The sequence below is a fragment of the Intestinibaculum porci genome (genome assembly GCF_003925875.1).
GTDB classification, from domain to species: Bacteria; Bacillota_I; Bacilli_A; order Erysipelotrichales; family Coprobacillaceae; genus Intestinibaculum; species Intestinibaculum porci.
In genome coordinates, this window is record NZ_AP019309.1 from 2,085,948 (window position 1) to 2,105,521 (window position 19,574).

The 19,574-nt window shown below is 41.2% G+C and carries 23 protein-coding genes and 3 tRNA genes; 9 read left to right on the top strand and 17 right to left on the bottom strand.

Features of this window, described 5'->3' with window-relative positions:
• Positions 1-19 precede the first annotated feature (19 nt).
• Both SG0102_RS10055 and SG0102_RS10060 read right to left on the bottom strand, forming a co-directional pair.
• On the bottom strand, positions 20-1,024 hold the full coding sequence (locus SG0102_RS10055; RefSeq protein ID WP_157983024.1) for a type III toxin-antitoxin system ToxN/AbiQ family toxin: 1,005 nt from the start codon (positions 1,022-1,024) through the stop codon (positions 20-22).
• Positions 1,025-1,162: 138 nt separating this feature from the next.
• On the bottom strand, positions 1,163-2,539 hold the full coding sequence (locus SG0102_RS10060; protein WP_125119802.1) for a glycoside hydrolase family 1 protein: 1,377 nt from the start codon (positions 2,537-2,539) through the stop codon (positions 1,163-1,165).
• Positions 2,540-2,807: 268 nt separating this feature from the next.
• Here SG0102_RS10060 and SG0102_RS10065 point away from each other — a divergent pair, with 268 nt between their 5' ends.
• From SG0102_RS10065 to SG0102_RS10075, 3 genes are read left to right on the top strand one after another with little or no spacing between them, the layout of a single operon-like run.
• The gene (locus tag SG0102_RS10065) at positions 2,808-3,398 is read left to right on the top strand and encodes an ECF transporter S component (RefSeq protein WP_125119803.1); all 591 of its coding nucleotides are present in this window, start codon (positions 2,808-2,810) and stop codon (positions 3,396-3,398) included.
• Between the two features lie 2 nt (positions 3,399-3,400).
• Positions 3,401-4,588, top strand: a complete 1,188-nt coding sequence (gene coaBC / locus SG0102_RS10070; protein ID WP_125119804.1) for a bifunctional phosphopantothenoylcysteine decarboxylase/phosphopantothenate--cysteine ligase CoaBC — start codon at positions 3,401-3,403, stop codon at positions 4,586-4,588.
• A complete protein-coding gene (locus SG0102_RS10075) occupies positions 4,582-5,364 on the top strand; it encodes a type III pantothenate kinase (protein ID WP_125119805.1) in 783 nt (260 codons plus the stop codon). The genes coaBC and SG0102_RS10075 overlap by 7 nt, the downstream gene beginning before the upstream one ends.
• A gap of 211 nt (positions 5,365-5,575) precedes the next feature.
• Here the strand turns inward: SG0102_RS10075 and SG0102_RS10080 are convergent, their stop codons facing one another.
• The 3 genes from SG0102_RS10080 to SG0102_RS10090 are packed head-to-tail and all read right to left on the bottom strand — an operon-like array spanning position 5,576 to position 8,034.
• Positions 5,576-6,967: a helix-turn-helix domain-containing protein gene (locus SG0102_RS10080; RefSeq protein ID WP_125119747.1), complete on the bottom strand. Its 1,392-nt coding sequence runs from the start codon at positions 6,965-6,967 to the stop codon at positions 5,576-5,578.
• The gene (locus SG0102_RS10085) at positions 6,951-7,160 is read right to left on the bottom strand and encodes a hypothetical protein (protein ID WP_125119208.1); all 210 of its coding nucleotides are present in this window, start codon (positions 7,158-7,160) and stop codon (positions 6,951-6,953) included. Before SG0102_RS10085 ends, SG0102_RS10080 begins: the two co-directional genes overlap by 17 nt.
• Positions 7,161-7,188: 28 nt before the next feature.
• Entirely contained in the window at positions 7,189-8,034 is an 846-nt protein-coding gene (locus SG0102_RS10090; RefSeq protein WP_125118137.1) for a hypothetical protein, read from the bottom strand.
• Positions 8,035-8,392: 358 nt separating this feature from the next.
• On the opposite strand from SG0102_RS10090, the gene SG0102_RS10095 reads away from it, so the two are divergent.
• From SG0102_RS10095 to SG0102_RS10105, 3 genes are all read left to right on the top strand, one after another.
• A tRNA-Gly gene (locus SG0102_RS10095) sits at positions 8,393-8,467 on the top strand.
• 160 nt (positions 8,468-8,627) lie between these two features.
• Positions 8,628-10,109, top strand: a complete 1,482-nt coding sequence (locus SG0102_RS10100; protein WP_125119806.1) for an aldehyde dehydrogenase family protein — start codon at positions 8,628-8,630, stop codon at positions 10,107-10,109.
• Positions 10,110-10,259: 150 nt separating this feature from the next.
• A tRNA-Gly gene (locus SG0102_RS10105) sits at positions 10,260-10,334 on the top strand.
• A 190-nt stretch (positions 10,335-10,524) separates the two neighbouring features.
• Here SG0102_RS10105 and SG0102_RS10110 read toward each other — a convergent pair.
• Together SG0102_RS10110 and SG0102_RS10115 are read right to left on the bottom strand one after the other, a co-directional pair.
• Complete coding sequence (locus tag SG0102_RS10110) at positions 10,525-10,860, bottom strand: branched-chain amino acid transporter permease (RefSeq protein ID WP_125119807.1); 336 nt, start codon at positions 10,858-10,860, stop codon at positions 10,525-10,527.
• Positions 10,857-11,588 (bottom strand): AzlC family ABC transporter permease, encoded by a 732-nt coding sequence (locus SG0102_RS10115; RefSeq protein ID WP_197715035.1) that lies wholly within the window; start codon positions 11,586-11,588, stop codon positions 10,857-10,859. Before SG0102_RS10115 ends, SG0102_RS10110 begins: the two co-directional genes overlap by 4 nt.
• A gap of 153 nt (positions 11,589-11,741) precedes the next feature.
• Here SG0102_RS10115 and SG0102_RS10120 point away from each other — a divergent pair.
• Positions 11,742-11,816: transfer RNA gene (locus tag SG0102_RS10120), tRNA-Gly, on the top strand.
• A gap of 34 nt (positions 11,817-11,850) precedes the next feature.
• Here the strand turns inward: SG0102_RS10120 and SG0102_RS10125 are convergent.
• The 4 genes from SG0102_RS10125 to SG0102_RS10140 form a co-directional block, all read right to left on the bottom strand.
• Positions 11,851-12,168, bottom strand: a complete 318-nt coding sequence (locus tag SG0102_RS10125) for a LytTR family transcriptional regulator DNA-binding domain-containing protein (RefSeq protein ID WP_162300196.1) — start codon at positions 12,166-12,168, stop codon at positions 11,851-11,853.
• 136 nt (positions 12,169-12,304) lie between these two features.
• Positions 12,305-12,598 (bottom strand): hypothetical protein, encoded by a 294-nt coding sequence (locus SG0102_RS10130; protein WP_125119810.1) that lies wholly within the window; start codon positions 12,596-12,598, stop codon positions 12,305-12,307.
• A 16-nt stretch (positions 12,599-12,614) separates the two neighbouring features.
• Positions 12,615-13,160, bottom strand: coding sequence for a hypothetical protein (locus SG0102_RS10135; RefSeq protein ID WP_125119811.1), 546 nt, complete (start codon positions 13,158-13,160; stop codon positions 12,615-12,617).
• Between the two features lie 89 nt (positions 13,161-13,249).
• The gene (locus tag SG0102_RS10140; protein ID WP_125119812.1) at positions 13,250-13,876 is read right to left on the bottom strand and encodes a hypothetical protein; all 627 of its coding nucleotides are present in this window, start codon (positions 13,874-13,876) and stop codon (positions 13,250-13,252) included.
• Positions 13,877-14,050: 174 nt separating this feature from the next.
• Here SG0102_RS10140 and SG0102_RS10145 point away from each other — a divergent pair, with 174 nt between their 5' ends.
• On the top strand, positions 14,051-15,220 hold the full coding sequence (locus tag SG0102_RS10145) for an aminotransferase class I/II-fold pyridoxal phosphate-dependent enzyme (protein ID WP_125119813.1): 1,170 nt from the start codon (positions 14,051-14,053) through the stop codon (positions 15,218-15,220).
• Positions 15,192-15,620, top strand: a complete 429-nt coding sequence (locus SG0102_RS10150; RefSeq protein ID WP_125119814.1) for a hypothetical protein — start codon at positions 15,192-15,194, stop codon at positions 15,618-15,620. Before SG0102_RS10145 ends, SG0102_RS10150 begins: the two co-directional genes overlap by 29 nt.
• A gap of 9 nt (positions 15,621-15,629) precedes the next feature.
• Here SG0102_RS10150 and SG0102_RS10155 read toward each other — a convergent pair whose 3' ends face one another.
• The 6 genes from SG0102_RS10155 to SG0102_RS10180 all read right to left on the bottom strand — a co-directional run bounded on the left by SG0102_RS10155 (position 15,630) and on the right by SG0102_RS10180 (position 19,540).
• Positions 15,630-16,223, bottom strand: a complete 594-nt coding sequence (locus tag SG0102_RS10155; protein ID WP_125119815.1) for a hypothetical protein — start codon at positions 16,221-16,223, stop codon at positions 15,630-15,632.
• Between the two features lie 56 nt (positions 16,224-16,279).
• On the bottom strand, positions 16,280-16,639 hold the full coding sequence (gene rplT, locus SG0102_RS10160) for a 50S ribosomal protein L20 (RefSeq protein WP_125119816.1): 360 nt from the start codon (positions 16,637-16,639) through the stop codon (positions 16,280-16,282).
• Between the two features lie 22 nt (positions 16,640-16,661).
• On the bottom strand, positions 16,662-16,850 hold the full coding sequence (rpmI, locus tag SG0102_RS10165) for a 50S ribosomal protein L35 (protein ID WP_125119817.1): 189 nt from the start codon (positions 16,848-16,850) through the stop codon (positions 16,662-16,664).
• 12 nt (positions 16,851-16,862) lie between these two features.
• The gene (gene infC, locus SG0102_RS10170) at positions 16,863-17,411 is read right to left on the bottom strand and encodes a translation initiation factor IF-3 (RefSeq protein ID WP_125119818.1); all 549 of its coding nucleotides are present in this window, start codon (positions 17,409-17,411) and stop codon (positions 16,863-16,865) included.
• A 133-nt stretch (positions 17,412-17,544) separates the two neighbouring features.
• A complete protein-coding gene (locus SG0102_RS10175; protein WP_231999789.1) occupies positions 17,545-18,429 on the bottom strand; it encodes an RluA family pseudouridine synthase in 885 nt (294 codons plus the stop codon).
• On the bottom strand, positions 18,422-19,540 hold the full coding sequence (locus SG0102_RS10180) for a glycerate kinase family protein (protein WP_125119820.1): 1,119 nt from the start codon (positions 19,538-19,540) through the stop codon (positions 18,422-18,424). The genes SG0102_RS10175 and SG0102_RS10180 overlap by 8 nt, the downstream gene beginning before the upstream one ends.
• Positions 19,541-19,574: the final 34 nt, after the last annotated feature.

A 19,574-nucleotide genomic window follows, 5' to 3' on the forward strand; every position in this document is an offset into this window, starting at 1 on the left:
TAGCGCTGATGATCTTCGCCTACAATCCATGATTTTTTAACATTCCATCAGAAGTATTATTCGGTGTAAACAAATCCGGCTGTTTTAACATTATCTTTCCGTCAAAAGTTGCTTCCTGATAATCATGAGAATGAAAATCATGATCAAAGAAATTAATATCTTGCCACGATAATGGTGCGTTTACAGGATTCAGCCAGTACTGATCTGAAAGTGATAAGCCATAAGCCACATTTAATAATTCTAAGCCGTTTTTTATATGTAAATTGTATAATAATTCGTCCAGACCATCACGCCAGGACGGAATGCCGCGGCCACGAAACCATGAGGTGAGCGCCTGCGCATTTAAATGATGATGCACAAAGCCTTCTAAAGGCGCATAGTCCTCATGCAAAACCTCCTCTATCTTGACGATATTCTGTGTCGCATTATTCATTATGACTTTTGCGACCTTCCTATTCTTATTCATCAAATAATAGGACGTAAAGCCTTCATGATAAGGATTTACGATAAAATAATCTTCATCCGGATAACGATTATAATGTTTCCCAAAGTGTGTTTCTTCCCATCTCGCACACTCCTGCTCTAAAACTGGAAAATCTAATGTCACCGCTAAATATGACTGCGCATAGCCTTTCACCTTTTGTTTGTAAAGTCGTAATGCGGCTTTTTCAAGTCGCTTTTGATTTTTATGAATATAATCAAGACGTTTTTGTAAGAGCTTTTGCGTGTTTTGATCATAGTTATTAAGAAGAAGCGGTATGATCGCTTTATAAGGAACTGGAAACATATTGGCAAGCATGGCTTTACCAATTCCGGTCTGACCATCATATAATCTCAAGATCGCTGGTGTAGATCTTTTCAAACGGCCGTTTTCAAAATCACGATCACTTAAATCCGTGATGGGAATAAAATAAATCCAGTGAGAAAGTCTGATCACGATGCCACTTATCTCATTTTTTAACATGTTTTTATGATTTTTTCTTAAATAATCCAGATAATCTGGCATGACTGTGTATAAGTGCATAAGCATTCCTCCTCACAAAAGAAAACAGAGGCAGTATTTTACCACCTCTGTTTATATCCAACTAAGGCTCTGGTTCTCCGATTTCGAAATCCATTGATTTCTTAACCCTATTTTAACATGAGCCCATGCTTAAATCAATTAATCTAAATCTTCACCATTAGATTTGAAAGCTTTCGCAATCCAGTAGAATGATTTTTTAGGAATACGTTTTAAATCTTTAATGTCTTCATCCGTACGGTTGACATAAACGAAGCCATAACGTTTCGCCACCTGGCATGAAGAAGAAGGAATATCAATTGGCCCCCAAGTGATATAGCCCAAACATGCGACGCCATCTTCTAAGATCGCATTCTTCATTGCCTGGATATGTTCACGATGATATTTGATCCGATAATCATCATTAACGGTGCCTTCGCTATTTAATTCTTCACGGGCACCCATTCCATTTTCTAAGATGAAGAGTGGTTTATGCCATCTTTCATACATATCATTCATGACCAGACGCAAACCGATGGCATCTTTTTCCCAGCCCCATTGTGTCGCTTCAAGATATTTATTCTTCACGACATGCTGATCCATAATATCACTATATGGTGTTGTCATATCTAAGTGCCCTTCTGATAAGACATTTGATTTATAATATGAGAAACATAAATAATCACAAGTATATGTCAATAATTCTTCATCGCCTTCTTCGAAGGTTGGCATCCAGCCGCGATTTTTTAAATAGTTTTCATAGTAATATGGATACTTACCAGTTGCCTGAACTTCTGCCGTCCAGTAATTGACTAAATCACTGATCTGTCTGACAAATAAGTTGTTTTGTGGAGAGGTTGTTTCGGGATAGAACTGAGTAATCGTGGTCATCCCGCCAAATTTGGCATCAGGTACCAATTCTCTTAACGCTTTTACCGCTTTACAATGAGCGATCATGACATTATGTGCAACCTGATACAAGAATTTTGCTTTGCTTTCGCCTTCAGGCACTTTTTCCGCATTAGAGTAAATTAAACTGCAGGCATGTAAGTTTTGTTCATTGAAACTCATCCAATGTTTAACACGATCACCGAAACGCTGCATGCAGACACGCGCATAACGTTCAAATAAATCCACTACTTTACGAGAGGCAAAGCCATTATATTCTTTAACTAATTTATAAGGCATATCGAAATGCACTAAAGTGATCATTGGGGTAATGCCATTCGCGATCAGTTCATCGATCAGGTTATTATAGAAAGCAACGCCTTCTTCATTGACTTCGTCATCACCATTAGGAATAATACGTGACCAGGCAATTGAGAAACGATAGAAGTTAAAGCCCATCTGTTTCATTAACTGGATATCTTCTTTATAACGATGATATTCATCAATCGCTACCTTCCAGTCCGCATGGCCTTCAGGGGTTGGACGCACATCATAGATTGATAAGCCCTTTCCTCCTTCATCCCAGGCACCTTCCGTCTGGAATGATGAGACGCTGCCGCCCCAGTAAAAATCTTTAGGTAACTGTTTCATTTATAGAATCCTCCTCTTTTTTCGACACCACCACCTTATCAAATTCTCTATCCCTTTGCATGATATTTGCAGAAAGATGAAAAAATACCATACTTTTTCATATAGTTACCAATCGCAATTTTATTGCATTTTAAAAGTCGTCGTTTATAATAAGAATGTCTTGAAGTTAGCACTTTTGTGATGACCATTTTGGCATCAACCGCTAAGGGATGGACAAATTTATAGAAAGCGTTGCATCATTTGAGCAACAGTGGAGGAAAAATTTTATATGAAAAGAACAAAGAGCTTAACCTATCTCGCCCTTTTTATGGCGATTGAAGCCGTCCTGGTGATGGTTCCCTTTTTAGGATTTATTCCGATCGGACCCTTAAGAGCCACGACCCTTCATATTCCCGTCATTATTGCGGCGATCGTTTTAGGAACCAGAGAAGGCTGCCTGGTCGGATTGATTTTTGGCTTATTTTCTTTATTCAATAACACCATTAATCCTACCGTCACTTCATTTGCCTTCTCGCCTTTTATCAGTGGTAATATTTTAAGCGCCGTGATCGCCATCGTGCCGCGCGTTTTAATCGGATTTGTATCTGGTGAAGTGTATCGTCTGATGAAAAACCGTTTTCCTACTGCCGGGATGTTTGTGAGCTCTTTTTTAGGTGCTCTGACCAACACAGCCCTGGTTTTAGGTGGGATTTATCTTTTATTCGGCCAGGCCTATGCCAAAGCCTTAGGCCGCAGTTTTGCGTCATTAGCACCTTATTTTATTTCTGTAATGAGTACCCAGAGCTTACTTGAAGCCGTGGTCGGCGCGATTGTTGCCGTCGCCGTTTCCAAAGCTCTGCTTAAAGTCAAGAGAGGATAGTTATGAAAAAAATTGTCATAGGGATTTCCGGCTCCATTGCGGCCTTTAAATCCGTTCAGTTTATCAGCGACCTTCTCAAAGAAGGTTTTGATTTGGAAGTCATCCTCACAGAGGCGGCCGCAAAATTTGTCTCCCCTGTGACGATTCAGGCTTTAACCAAGAAAAAAGTCTACGTTGATGTCTTTGATGATGAACCCGGGATGATTACTCATATCGATTTAGTCAAAGATGCGGATCTGTTTATGATCGTGCCCGCTTCCGCTAATACCATCGCGAAAGTCGCCAACGGTATCGCGGATAACATGCTAACCGCCAGCTTTTTAGCGGCCACATGCCCCAAGCTCATCGCTCCAGCGATGAATACCCATATGTTGGAAAATAAAGCAACCCAAAGAAATATCCAGACTTTAAAGGAAGATGGCGTCTATTTCGCACAAAGTGATGTCGGCTTACTCGCCTGTGGCGTCGTCGGCAAAGGCAAATTAACCGATTATACGTCGCTGCGATTGATGATGGATTACGCTATGAGCGATCATCCTTTAGCCGGTAAAAGCGTCCTCGTGACCGCCGGTCCAACCCAGGAAGCGATGGATCCGGTCCGCTTTATTTCCAATCATTCATCCGGCAAGATGGGCTACGCCATTGCCCGCGCTGCTTTCGTTTTAGGCGCCAAAGTCCACTTATTAAGCGGTCCGGTCGCTTTAGCGCAGCCCCCTTATGTCAGCTTTGAATCATTCACTTCGGCGTTAGAATTAGAAAAGCTGATGCTAAAAGAAGCACCTTTCTTTGATTATATCATCATGGCTGCGGCGGTTGGTGATTACCGCGCAGCATCAATCGCAACGGAAAAAATCAAAAAACAAGGTGACACCTTAACGATCACTTTCCAAAAGAATCCTGATATTCTCGCAGAGTTAGGAAAAAACAAACAGCCCCATCAGGTCATCTGCGGTTTTGCGATGGAAACGGAAAACCTCTTAGAAAATGCGAAAGAAAAACTGCTTAAGAAAAATGCGGATATGATTATTGCCAATTCTTTAAAAACTGCCGGTGCCGGTTTCCAGGGTGATACCAATATCATTACCATGATCACCAAAGAGGCCATTGAACCTATTGAGAAAAAAAGCAAAGAAGAACTTGGCTATCTGATTTTAAGAAAATGTATGAAACTGGAGGAACACACATGTTAGTCGTCGTCGATATCGGCAATACCAATATTACGATGGGCTTTTACAAAGATGATAAGCTCATCGATAACTACCGCTTAACCACCAAATTTCAGCGTACCTCAGATGAATATGGCGTCATGATCGCCTCTTATATGAATGCCATCGGCTATAAAATGGCCGATATCGAAGATGTCATTATTTCATCCGTAGTGCCTAAAATTAACTATTCATTTTCCAGCTCCATTATTAAATATGCCCATGTCACCCCAACTTTTGTTGGCCCGGGCGTCAAAACAGGGATTTCCGTCAAGATTGAACATCCCTCTTCGTTAGGGGCTGACCGCCTGGTCGATGCCGTCGGTGCTTATTATACCTATGGCGGTCCTTGTATTGTCATTGACTTTGGCACTGCCACAACCTATGACGTCGTTTCGGAAAAAGGTGAATTTTTAGGTGGGGCCACCAGTGCCGGCATCGGCATTACCGCCGGCGTACTTTCTTCGATGGCTGCTCAGCTGCCGGAAATTGAAATCTTTAAACCCGATCGCATCATTGCAAAAAATACCGTCAAATCGATGCAGGCTGGGGTTGTCTTTGGGTATATTGGCCAGACCGAATATATCATTAAACAGATCAAAGAAGAATATGGCGATCCTCATATGAAAGTCATTTCGACCGGCGGTCTTGGTAAGATTATTGCCCATGAAACAGATCTTATTGACATCTATGATCCCGACTTAACCTTTAAAGGTTTAAAGATCATCTACGATAAGAACAAGCCTCAATTGAAAAAGTAAATTCCGCTTAAATTTAAATTCCGGTTTTGTGTAGTTTTGTCTTACAAATGCCTTTATTAAAGGAATTCGTTAGCGCTTATTAGAAATTCAGAGGTCAAAACATGTCTGATTTTACTAAATTGATTGCTAATAATGAAAAAAGATTGTAGCGAAAAATGTGGAACTTCGCACCTCACATTTCTGTGAAGGACTTATTTCCACATTTTTTTGATTACTTTTTCTTTAAAACTGAAGGCTTTAACTCCACCTTGTCTTTATCGATTTGGCTATAGCCTTTGCACTTTAGAGCCTCATAGATCTCCGGCATCATGAAAGCCGTGTTTTCATAGAGACTTCTGCCGCCATAGAGCTTGCGGGAGTAGGAGTTGATATTATTAACGGCTCTGTTAAGGGCCTCCTGACTTACAAGCCCAAGCTTGCGGAGATCCTTTTTCTTAGGGCAGATATATCTTAAAACAAGATGCTCGTTCTCAAGTGATCCCTTCTGATTTGAATGCATCGCATCACAGTAGAAGATTCGGCATGTTCCTGACTCTCTGTCTTCGAATTCATCGGCCAGCGAGAATTCACTGCCTCTGTCAGTCAGGATAGACCCTATATTATTAATAAATACATCCGGGCCAAGCAGCTTTTCAATATAGTCAAGGCCATTCACCATCTCCTCAGCTGTTTTTTCATCATGATAGACGGCAAGAAATACACCGCCTGGCATGATCTTAAAAGTCTGAATAAACGGGCCGTTAGAAACATCATTATAAACGGTATCCATAAGGATATAGCCGACAGGATGATCAATTGCCTGCTCGCTATCAGGCCGTTCTGCACCATCATAGAGCTTAACGCTATGATTGATGCTGTACTGTGCGGCCACAAGGGGGTTGTATTCAAGAAAGTCCTTGAATGTTCTTCCGGTTAAATAGCCGCTGTCCTTGCGCTTTCTGTACTGGTTAGCGCGTACCTTAGGCATCTTTCTTCTCTTTACCTGGTTTCTGAGCGCCAGGCTATTGATTCCAAACTGTTCAAATGCACCCTGCTCAATATAGTTGTACAGGCACTTTTCGGAAATTTTGAGCTCAGGATGCTCGTTAAGAATTGCATACGGTGACTTGCCCTGTTCAAGCTCAGGCTTGATGATATCAGCCATCCACTGAGCCTCTGAATAGGTGAGGTTGAAGCCCATTCTCGAATCCCTAAGCATATATTCGTATGCTCTTTGGGCCACATCTGCTCTGTAGTAGTATTTTGAGAATCTGCAGCTGGGGGCTTTGGTGCAGCCGTTGCAGACGCCCGGTGATCTGTCCCTTTGATTGCATTTAAACAGGGTGTAGTCAGTGCATTCCATGAACACCTCATGGCTGGTTCTGCACTCCCGTCCTCTTGTGCACTTTTTGTAGTTGGCGCAGTCAAAGGGTGCCTTGCTTGGCGATCCTGAAGGAGTTCTGTGATTCCGAATTTCCTTAGCGACGGTAGTTGGATCTTTATGAATGGTCTTGGCAATTTGGGCCTTATTAAGGCCGCTCTTGAGACCTGCTTCAATCTTTTCTCGAAGCTCATAAGTTATGTGCTTCTGATATCCTATGGGCTTTTTAGCGGCTCTTTCCATTCTTATCACCTTCCTGCATTACTGTTTGGTAGCAGTAATCAATTAATGTGTAGGGATAGAGTCTTCTCATTAATGCGTCCTCTTCGACTTCTGAAAGCTTTCTGCAACGTTTTTTGCCTTTCGAAGGGCGCATAGTCCCATTGATTTCTCGGCTATCGTTCTTAATAGCCGCCTTCTTTGTGATATTTGACATGTTTAATGCCACCTCCTTGATATTTTTTCTATTTTTTGGCGGTTTCCCGCTTCTTTACAAAGAAGTTTAACACCGTCAGGGCGGATTCACATTTTTCCCATGTTGGTAATGGGCAGGCAACATCATCGCGGAGGAAGCTGTTTTTTACGCAATCTTTGGTGAGACCTTTAGTAACGGTCATGAAACTGTTTTGATAGAAATCTTTGAAGTGATCAGCGATAAATGAGCATATAAGATTAGAAAGCAAATTATCACTCATTTTATTGATCTTAGGGGTTGCATAAAGATATTCCAGGAGTGCTCTAAGCCGACCATGAAAATCCTCAAGGCTGCTGTCGCCGTGAAAGATCTGATGCAGGTATAGAAGGATATCAAAAAGGTTTTCACGCATAAAAGGGATAATTCCCAGCGGAAACACGGCATGAGTTTTATGAAGGCTTTTGGAGTAGATGCGCTGAAGCTGAAATTCATAAGGAGTATCGTTAATGTTTACGATCTTCTTGTAATGCCCGAATTTTATCCAGTCATGTGCGTTCTCATCAGAAAAATCGGGTATTGTTCTCACAATATCCTCTGCAGAGAAGGTGTTCATGATATATGAATAGGTGGCGTTGATGAAAAGCATGATGTCATAAGCAAGTTCAGTTGATGAAAGGCAAGCTTCATAAAGCTTTTTAACCAGTCTGAAAAAGAATCTGTTATCAGAGCGCACTAAAAGGGCAACGGAAAAGTTATTGTTCCATAAGTGGTTATTTGCGCAGTCAGGAAAGACGTGCTCAGGCTTCTGCTCTGCACTAGAAGAATTTCTAATGAGCTCTTTGAAGCATGAGGAAATCTTATCATTGAAGGAAAAGGAACCATCACATAAATGCATATTTAAACTTTTATACTTGAAAACAGGCGTGGTGTGTATTACTATCATATTGTCTTGTTGGACAGATGATGAGAAGCTTTTCCAGGGCGTTAACTCATCATCTTTTTTTGTCCTTACCTCCAAATCGAATTTAGTTTAACACTTTAATATCATGATAATTTTATCACATTTTAAAATAACTGAATAACTAAATTCATAAAAAACATAAGGATTAATAAGTGAATGATAGAATTCACGTTAGAAATATCTAACTGGAATTTCGAAAATCAATTGACGCGATAAGAACAAGAACAAGAAATCTTAAATTGTTGTTGACAAAAGAATGCGGCTTTGGTATTCTATAGGAGCACTAAGAAATGCCGCATTCGTATAACGGCTATTACATCTGCTTGCCATGCAGAAGATGCCGGTTCGATTCCGGCATGTGGCTCCATTTGAAAGTGCAGAAGGAACGTTTGTTCCTTCTTTTTTTATCTACTTTTATCTTTTACTTAAATATATTATTCACATATTTTTGTGAGCATATCATTTGTCTTCTGAGTGATAGCCCTTTATCATAGTGATCACAAATTCTTAAAACGAGGAGGACAAATATGAATCAGCATTTACTAGATACATATCAATTATATATTGGCGGCAAGTGGCGTGATGCCAGCAATGGTGCCACGATGACCACCACCAATCCGGCTAACGGCGAAACCTTAGCAACCTTTGCGGATGCCACAAAGGAAGATGTCGATTTAGCCGTTGAAGAAGCCTGGAAAGCTTTTGCGACCTGGAAACATACAACGGTCAAAGAGCGGGCGAAAATTCTTAATGCCATCGCTGACGTCATCGATGCCAATAAAGAATATTTAGCCCGCGTAGAATCCATGGATAATGGCAAACCAATCCGTGAAACGCTCACGATTGATATTCCTTATGCAGCCGATCACTTCCGTTATTTTGCCGGCTGTATTCTCGCTGAAGAAGGACAGGCGACCATGCTTGATAGCAACACGTTAAGTCTCATCTTAAGAGAACCAATTGGGGTTGTCGGGCAGATTGTTCCTTGGAACTTTCCCTTCCTAATGGCAGCCTGGAAACTAGCCCCTGTTTTGGCGAGCGGCGATGCGACAGTCTTTAAATCCTCTAGTACCACTCCATTATCGGTCTTAGAGTTAGCCCGCTTAACACAGGATATCATCCCTGCTGGCGTTTTCAATGTGATCACTGGGCGCGGCTCAGCCTCTGGGCAGTTCTTATTAGATCACCCAAAAATCTCTAAACTTGCCTTCACCGGCTCGACGGAAGTAGGCCGCAGCGTCGCTAAAGCGGCCGCTGATAAACTCATTCCAAGCACTTTAGAATTAGGCGGAAAATCAGCGAACATCTTCTTTGATGACTGCGACTTTGAAAAAGCCATGGATGGCTTACAGTTAGGGATTCTCTTCAATCAGGGACAGGTTTGCTGCGCAGGATCCCGCGTCTTTGTCCAGGAAGGTATTTATGATCGTTTCGTCGAAGAAGCGGTCAAACGTTTCAATGCTGTGAAAGTTGGTGATCCATTAGATCCGACAACACAGATGGGCGCGCAGATCAATAAACGTCAGCTTGATAAGATCTTAAGCTATGTCGAAATCGGTCAAAAGGAAGGTGCCCATGTTGCTTGCGGCGGTTATGCCTTAACAGAAGGCGATTATGCGAAAGGCAGCTTTATGGCCCCTACCCTCTTAGTAGATGTCACCAACGACATGCGTGTCGCTCAGGAAGAAATCTTTGGTCCTGTCGCAGTGATCATCAAATTCAAAGATGAAGCCGATGTCATTGCCATGGCTAATGATTCGCAGTACGGTCTTGGCGGCGGGGTCTGGAGCGAAAACCTCAATCGTGCCATTCGCGTATCTCGCGCGATTGAAACGGGCCGTGTCTGGGTTAACACTTATAATCAGATTCCGGAAGGTGCCCCATTTGGCGTCGTCAAGACATCGGGCATCGGTCGTGAAACCCATAAAGTCATCTTAGAGCACTACACACAAATGAAAAACATCATGATTGATCTTTCGGATAAACCTTCTGGTTTCTATCCAAACTAAAAGTTTAAGCTTCATCACGCGATGAAGCTTATTTTTTTATATGTAATTTTCTCCTATTTATCACACTTTTTCATATCATAGCTTTATTATTTGAAATTTTTCATTGACAGTTTCCTCTTCTTTTGGTATTCTTTAGGAGCACTAAGAAATGCCGCATTCGTATAACGGCTATTACATCTGCTTGCCATGCAGAAGATGCCGGTTCGATTCCGGCATGTGGCTCCATTTAATAGTGTACGAACCGAAAGGTTCGTTTTTTTGTTTAATTATCTCTTTAAGCAGCCAAAAAGCGTAGGAAACCTATTCCTACGCTTTTTGATTCATCAGCCCGTAAACAAACATTTTCCATCAGATGACCTTCCTGCAGTTGGGATCGCACATGATCTGTGCATTCACCAGAATGATCTGCAATTTTTTAAAAAACAAACTGGACAAGAACCATATAAACCGCTGTGCCTAAGGCCATCGATAAAATCATCTGACGTTTTAACTTATAAACAAGCGCCGTGACGACCACGCCAATGATTTCCGGCATACCATGAGAGCTGCTTGTAAACCACTCTACATGACGTAAACAGTAAATCACTAATAAACTAAAGACTGCCGGACCTAAAACCTGACCAAGATATTGGATTGTTTTAGGAATAGGCTTTCCTTCCGGAAAGATGAGATAAGGTAAAAAACGGGTCAAAACCGTCGCCAGAACCACAACGGCGACAGTAATGATCGCCTGCATCATCGTCATTTTCATACTGGATCCTCCTCATAGCATCGTCTAAAAAGCAATAAGAAGACAAGAATTGTCATCATTGCCGGAACGATAAAGCGATCCGGACCAAAAAGGATGAGACAAATGAGCGAGCCAGCTAAGCCAAGCAGCTGCGGGCCGTGGATGATCACGTAATCTTTAAAGCAATAGCTTCCTTGCTTTTTTAAACGATCCCCATCTTTTAGCCATTGGCTCATAAAAATCGAGACAAACATTGCCGTCATGACAAAGGATAAGCCTTCGGTATTAAAGGAGATCAGAGAGCCAAAAAAAGCCCCTAAAGCGCAGCCAGCGATCCAGTATAACTGATCGAGCAGTGAGACAAAGAAATAAAAACGATAACGATTAAGGGTTGGCGGAACATACGCATCATAATTCACCGCAAAGGTTTCATCGCTCGTCGTATAGATGAGATAAAACTTATACCCTTTTGCGCCGTGGTATTTTTTTAACATTGCCAAACCATAAAAGAGATGGCGCGCACCAATCATTAAGGCTGTCATAAAGGCCGAAAACGGATGAAATGATGATAAGAGAATATCGGTCATCAAAAATTCCATCGAACCAGTATAAATAATCGCTGCGGTTAAAACAGGCAGCCAGATCGGAAAACCATGGGTCACCATCAAAACCCCATAGGTCATTCCTAAAAAGACATAACCAAACATCACGGGAATGGTTTTTGGAAATGCTGCTTTTAATTCATTCACAAAGATCCCCCTTCCTGCCTTCATTCTATCATTACGAGGAAATCTTATGCAAGGTTAATTATATATTCCTAGCGGGTTAATGAATAAAACTTTTTGAAAAATCATGTTGACAGGAATGGCTGCTTTTGGTATTCTATAGGAGCACTGAGAAATGCCGCATTCGTATAACGGCTATTACATCTGCTTGCCATGCAGAAGATGCCGGTTCGATTCCGGCATGTGGCTCCATGAAACAGTGCAGCGGACCAAACGGTCCGCTTTTTTAATATTTCCGATTGATATAAGCTTCGATAAAGCTTTTAAAATAATGTGGCGTAATGGTAAAACACGCCTTCCCGATATAAACCTGGTGATTGATCAGCTGATCAATCACCGTCATATTAATATAACAGTTTTTATCGATGCGAATAATCGTATCTTTTTTTACTTGCTTTTTGAAAAGCCGAAAGCTTTTCTCGGTAATAATCACGTTCTCTTTTCTAAGATACAAAACCACCCAGGGTTTACGATGGTAAATCCATATGAGCTCCTGAAGAGAAAAATAATGCATCACTTCCTGCTCATCAGGGAGTGAATACATTACCTCTAAAAGAGAAGGCTTATGGGCATAAAACAAACAAAGATTGATTAATGAAGGACTGCTCTCCTGGGAAATTGTTTTTCCATGATATTGGAGATAATAACTCTGATTTTCCCTGCAGAGAGCATAGTCCCCATTATACGACGCGATGATGCGCATAAAGATTCATCGTTTTTTGATCATATTCCTGATGACGTAAGTAACTGCCTTCTAAAAATTCAATATGTTTTTGCGTTTTGTAAGCCAAAATCGCCAATTCATTCAGCGAGGTGTCACCATCGTCATAAAACAGGTAACGATCATAGTGTTTCTGAAATAATTCTTTTGCGAAATCGTAAAGATTGTCAGTAATGGTAATAATCAAGCCTCCTTCCTTGTGCAGTACACGTTCATTTGACAAAGGATGTTTCTGGTAAATCAGGTAATGCATAACCTCACCTCTTTTCTTATCGTTTCTTTGGTACTTGAGTATTCAGATAAGCATCTTTTGAAAAGCTTAAGAATCCCGCCTTTTTCAGAGTACTCATATGTTTTACAAAATGCTCGTCATTTGTTTTAAGTAAGCCGCGACGGGAATAAATGTAATAAAGATCCGCTAAATGATAGACATAATAAATGTCACGGCTATAAAGCTTCTTTAAGCGATGATTTTCATCATAGAAGACAAAGAAGGTATCAGCTGCTTCATTACTTCCTTTGACGCCTTTCAAATAGTGAACATAAGCCTCTTCGAAGGCTATTTCACGCTTTCGTGTTAAACCAATCAGCTGCACTTTTAAATGATTACTGACAAGAAATAGCGCGAATTCATCAAGTTTATGATAACCATCATCGATAAAGATCCGTTTGGTATAGAGCGGATTACTTAATTCTAGTAAGTAATCCAAATAATTAGTTAATACATGACCGTCGCACTCTAACCTCAGCTGCTCAAGATCAGCCGGCAAACGACATGATTCATGACAATAAATAAGTAATTTCTGTGTATACATAAAGATATCCCCCAAACACGTTTATCCTATCATAAAATATCTTTTACCAATCAAACAAAGAAACAGCCGGTGAGAGCTATAAACGGATTTTACGGATGATCTTCCGTTAAATAATCAGTGATTTTTTGTTTGATGTGGGCATTGAGTACGATACTCTGATGATTTTCAAAATAGAGTCGGTAAGCCGTCATATAATGGATTTTATTCAGATTAATGAAGAGGCCATGGCCGACACTGCATAATTTATGCAAGGATGCAAACGGTGAAAACATAAAATAAGCATTCACCGTATAGTCATCTTTTTCACTAGAAACCAGATATGTCTTCGCTAAGCGTCTGATCATCAGAATCTCGCTATATGGAATATAGTGCTTTTTCATTGACGTGTCATAGAAACAACAGTCGTTTTCTAAAAGGTGGATTGAAAAAAGAAGCACCGAAATACTAGGCGTTTTCTTATGGACCAATGCCGCAAAGCGCTCGGCTTTGTAGAGACGCAAGGCATCATTAGAAAGAAAAATCAGCTGATGTTTGCCATTTTTAATGACAAAGCGCAATCGTTTTAAGTCAAGTAACCCGTCATCATAAACAACCATAATTTGAGATTGGAGGTGGAGAACCTTAATAAGATAAGATTCATAATCATCATAGTTGTCACAATAAGCGCTTACACTTTTTGCAATTTGGAGATCTCTGGTATAAAGATAAACGTTCATAACTCTCACCTCACCTATATCCTAGCACGTCTTTTTTTAAGCTTGTTACAAGTTGTGTGAACGTTTATTGCGCCTTTTCTCGTCTCACCTCAAAAAAAGCGTTACAGGCCCTGTGACAGATTGCCTATAGCGCTTTAGAGACAGATCGTTTATAATGTCAGCGAGGTGAAACATATGAACTACGCAGACCGTATGAGCGTCTTTGGGGAAAGTATTTTTACGACGCTCGCAAAAATGCGCTATCAACGAAGCGCAGAAGGAAAAGAAGTTATCGACTTAAGCATTGGGGCCCCCAATATTCCCCCCGCTTTAAGAATTCGTGAAATCATATCGAAAGAAGCTTTAGACCCGAAAAATTATGTCTATGCCATTACCGATCTGACGGATTTACAAAATGCTGTGGCCGCCTGGTACGCGCGTCGTTACGGCGTTAAAATTGACGCGCAAAATGAAGTCAGCTCTTTATTAGGCTCCCAGGAAGGCTTATCTCATTTAGCCCTCACTTTGATCAATCCTGGAGATATTGTCTTAGTGCAGGATCCCTGCTATCCCATCTTTCGTGATGGACCATTATTAGCGGGCGCTGATGTGCATTATATGCCATTACTAAAGGAAAATGATTATTTAATTGATTTTGAGGCTATCGATGAAGAGGTGGCAAAGAAAGCCAAATTAATGGTTGTCTCTTATCCTAATAATCCTACATGTGCCATCGCCAATGATGATTTCTATCATCGCCTGATCGCCTTCGCTAAAAAATATGACATCATCGTCTTACACGATAATGCCTATTCTGAGTTACTTTATACAACGCCAGGGCACTCTTTCTTAGAATATGAAGGGGCCAAAGATGTTGGCTTAGAGTTTAATTCCCTTTCTAAAACCTATGGCTTAGCGGGTGCGCGCATTGGCTTTGCGATCGGCCGGAAAGATCTGATTGATGAAATCAAAGTTTTAAAATCGAACTTAGACTATGGCATGTTCCTGCCAATTCAGAAAGCCGCTATTGAAGCGATCACTGGTGATCAGCGATGCGTTGAAGAAACCCGTAATGCTTATCGTCATCGCCGTGATTTACTCGTTGATGGCTGTCAGGCCATTGGCTGGAATATTGAGAAGCCTTTAGGAACCATGTTTGTGTGGGCGAAAATTCCTGATCATTATCAGGATGCTGAAAGCTTTACTTATGATTTATTCAATAAGACCGGCGTCTTAGTGGTCCCTGGCAATGCCTTTGGCACCCATGGCGAAGGTTATGTCCGGATGGCTTTAGTGCAGGATGATGAGACGATTAAACATGCCTTAGAGGTTATGGATGCAAGCGGAATCTTTCAATCACATTGATTTAAGCGGTCTCTTCACGCGCAAGGTGCAGTTTCTTTGTCTTTGTATCCTTTGTCTTGGCATCGGCGCTATGACGCTTATGCACCAGCAGGATTTGCTTTTTAATAAGATCTCAAAGGCAACGCTCAAAGCGCGATCTGATAAGGTAACGATGACGACTCGCGATGGGCTAAGCTACCCGCTTTATACTTATCAGGGGTATAAGCACCAAAGTCTGTTTAGTCATCGCTCAACCGATCCTGCCATTTATGTTGTGCCACATACGCATATCTTTTATAGCGCTTATGAAGTGCATCATTATAAAGCTGTTCTTAGCCATCGCCTTTGCTTTATCTTGGGATCTTTTGCCTTCAGCTTACTCTTTTCTATCTTGTATCGAAAAACACCGTTTCAGCCATGAAGCGGTGTTTTAATATTCACGATCACGAAGGACGCAAAGCAATATGATCATGATCGTATAAACCAGTAAACTAATTGGTAAGGAAATATGCAATGCATAATTGATCAAATGATGATAAGTGACATTAATCGCATTGGTCATTAATAAGGTGGTCGTCACCGCTAAAAGAACAAATAGACGCCCTCTTAAGATCTGATAGCGCTCATCATTAAAAATGAAAAATAATACCGCCGCTAAGATCATCAGCGCGATGGACAATACGACAATCGAAACACGATTGAAATAAATGCGTTCCTTCGAAACATTGAAGAAGACTTTCATCACTTCACTCACCGCATGCAAAAAAGCGCCGCTAGCCATCACAATGAGCGATTGGAGTAAATAGGATGTATGATGGTTTTTAAGATATGCCCGTTCACCTAAAAGCAGTAAGAAGTCTCCTAAGACAATAAAGAGACCGCATAAAACATCAATGCCTTTCACGAGGCTAGCATCCTGAAAAAAGCTATACATCCGCTGAATACTTAAGAAAACACCAAGGATCGCACAAAGTAGTAAACTGAGTGATAAAACCGTATAAAGCAAAATCGTTTTGATTTTCATCCGTTTCACCTCAAAAACAAAAGAAGACCACCTAAGTGATCTTCATTTCACTGTTATTATTTTGCTAAAGCTTCTTTAGCAGTATTCACAATTGCTGTGAACCCAGCAGGATCACTGATTGCGATTTCTGATAACATTTTTCTGTTAATTTCAACGTTTGCTAATTTTAAACCATGCATTAACTGTGAGTATGAGATTTCATTCATACGAGCTGCAGCGTTGATACGTGCAATCCATAATTTTCTCATTTCTCTCTTAAGCTGTCTTCTATCTCTGTATGCATATTTATAAGAATGCATAACCTGTTCATGAGCAGTCTTATATAATTTATGTTTAGCACCGAAATAACCTTTTGCTAATTTTAAGCTCTTTTTTCTTCTACGTGTTGTTGTATAGTTACCTTTAACTCTTGCCATTGTTGTATCCTCCTATATTTCCTTAGATTCTTGATTTAATTCTCTTATAATCTGAAGGATGCACTGTTGAAGATTTTGCTAAATGTTTCTTCTGTTTATGTGTTTTGTTTGCAGCTAAGTGAGAAACATAACCATGGCTTCTCTTTAATTTTCCGCTACCAGTCTTCTTTAATCTTTTCTTAAGACCGCTATGTGTTTTCATTTTTGGCATTGTCAATTCCTCCTACTTTTTTGACTTTTTAGGTGCGAGCACCGCCGTCAGTGTTCGCCCTTCAAGTTTTGCTGGCTTTTCAATGACGCAGTAATCAGCACACTCTGCGACGAAATCATCAAGTATCTTCTGACCAATATCGATATGCGCCATCTGACGACCTCTGAAACGAACGGCAATTTTGACTTTATCACCGGATTCTAACCATTTTAAGGTACGCTTTAATTTGACGTTTTTATCGTGAACATCGATCGTTGGTGAAAGCTGCGTTTCCTTTAAAGAAACAGCCTTAGAGTTCTTTCTCATTTCTCTTGCTTTCTTCTGCTGTTCAAAACGATACTTACCGTAATCCATGATACGGCATACTGGTGGTTTCGCCTTTGGGGCTACACACACTAAGTCTAAGCCTGCTTCATTCGCCTTTGCCTGCGCTTCGCGGGAACTCATTGTGCCCACCTGTTCGCCATGATTATCTACGACACGAACTTCTCTAAATCTAATTCTTTCATTCACCAAATCTTCGTTCTTTTGTGGTTTGTCATACTTTCTGATAAAAGCCACCTCCTCAAATAATTTTTAAATAAAAAGTGAGCGCATAATGCACCCACTGTCTCGAAGAATTCATCTTGTGACATTTGCCCATCGACATCATCAATCGGGCGAGAAGTAGGTACTTCTTCTTTCCACTTTTTATTTACTCGTTCAATATACACGTGAAAACGTACGTTGTCAACGTCTTTTTGTATTTTTTGGCACCAGTTGAGCCCAGTTTGTAAAAATCTTCTGGCACATCGGCGCTAAAGGTCATTTCTTTATGCGTCAATGGATGCACAAAGGCAAAGACATCCTGATGCAAAGCTACCCGATGGATGCTATTTCTGTGACCGCCATATTTGACATCACCAGAAATCGGATGATGTAACACCTCCGCCATATGGACGCGAATCTGATTCTTACGCCCGGTATCAATGGTGATCTGCATCATCGTATACCCTTTACTGCTATTGATTGACTGATAATGGGTAATCGCCTGTTTGCCTTCTTTTGCGACGTAGACTTTACCTGCTTTATTTTCCTGTAAACAGGTTTTGATTGTTCCGCCTTTGATAACCTTGCCTTCGACAATCGCCACATAGCTGCGCACTTTCACATAATCATTCCAATGTTTAGTCAGCGCCTCATAGAGAGCTTTCTTCTTCGCAAACATCAAAACGCCCGATGTCTCCTGATCTAAGCGATGGACAAGAAAGATCTTTTCATGTTTTTTCGTTAAATAATCCTTTACGATCGCATAAGCGGTTTTGCTTTTATTATTCATCGTTTGTTCACTCACCAGACCACTTGGCTTATTGATGACAATCAGATCCTCATCTTCATAGAGAATCGGAAAAGCAAGACTTTGTTTTTGTCCGATGGTTACCTCATCCCCGTTATGGAGCGGAAAGGCAAAATTGGTCTGCACCGTTCCATTGACAAACACCTGACCATATTTCAAGGCGTTTTTCAAGGCATTACGCTTTTTCCCAGTTTCTTTTAATAAATAGTCCATGAGGGTCATTTCTTCTTTGACTTTATACATCATAGGTCTCCTTTAAATACTGACGCACTTCTTTGGCTAGTGATGTCATCCCTTCACGCAGCTGCATCATCAATGGTATATCATCATGATTGATGCAGCGCACATCGCTAAAACCAGCCTGTAAAAGTGTGTCTTTATGATTGACTTGCCCGGCGAAAGCCACAATCGGCTTATGATATTTTAAAGCCAGCTTTAAAACACCTTGCGGCGCTTTCCCCATCAACGTCTGCGCATCCATCTTCCCTTCGCCCGTTAAGATCAGGTCACACTCCGCGACCGCCTCTTCTAAATGGGTTAATCGCATCACTTCGTTAATGCCCGATGTTAAGGTGCCCTTTAAATAATTGACGATCGCAAAGCCCAGTCCGCCAGCGGCACCGGCACCAGCCGTAAAAAGATCATCCTGACCATTCACCTGCGCCGACAATTTGCCATAGCGACGCATGCCGGCATCTAAACGAGCTAAGTCATTTTCCGCAATGCCTTTTTGCATCCCAAAGACATATGTGGCGCCTTTTTTGCCAACAAGTGGATTATCGACATCACAAAGGCCTTTAAAAGTAATATGTCCATAACGTTCATGAAGCGTTCCTAAATCAATATGATCAATCGCTGTCAGGGATGCCCCCACTGGCATTAAAAGCCCGCCATCTAGATCATAAAAACGCACACCTAACGCTGCTAACATGCCCATCCCGCCATCATTAGAGGCGCTGCCGCCTAATGTGATGACAATCGTATGCACGCCATATTCGGCCGCATAGCGAATCATTTCCCCGACACCTAAGCTGGTAATCAACGCGCCATTTTTCTCCTCTTCTTTGAGATATTCCAGGCCACACGCCTGCGCGCATTCAATAATGGCCAGATCGCCAATAATCGCTAACTGGGCACCCACGTTGCGAAAATCTGGTCCGTTCACAAATAATTCATGAATAGTGCCAGAGAGGGCAGAGTTAATAGCGGACATTGTTCCCTCCCCGCCGTCAGCGAGCGGTTTAATCGTGACCGGGACATCTTTCATATCCGCGCATGCTGTTTTTACAGCCTCTCCGGCCTGATAAGCAGTCATGGATTCTTTAAACGAATCAAATGCGGCTAAAATTTTCATGCTAAAGCCCCCCTTTTTTCATTTTAATAAAAAC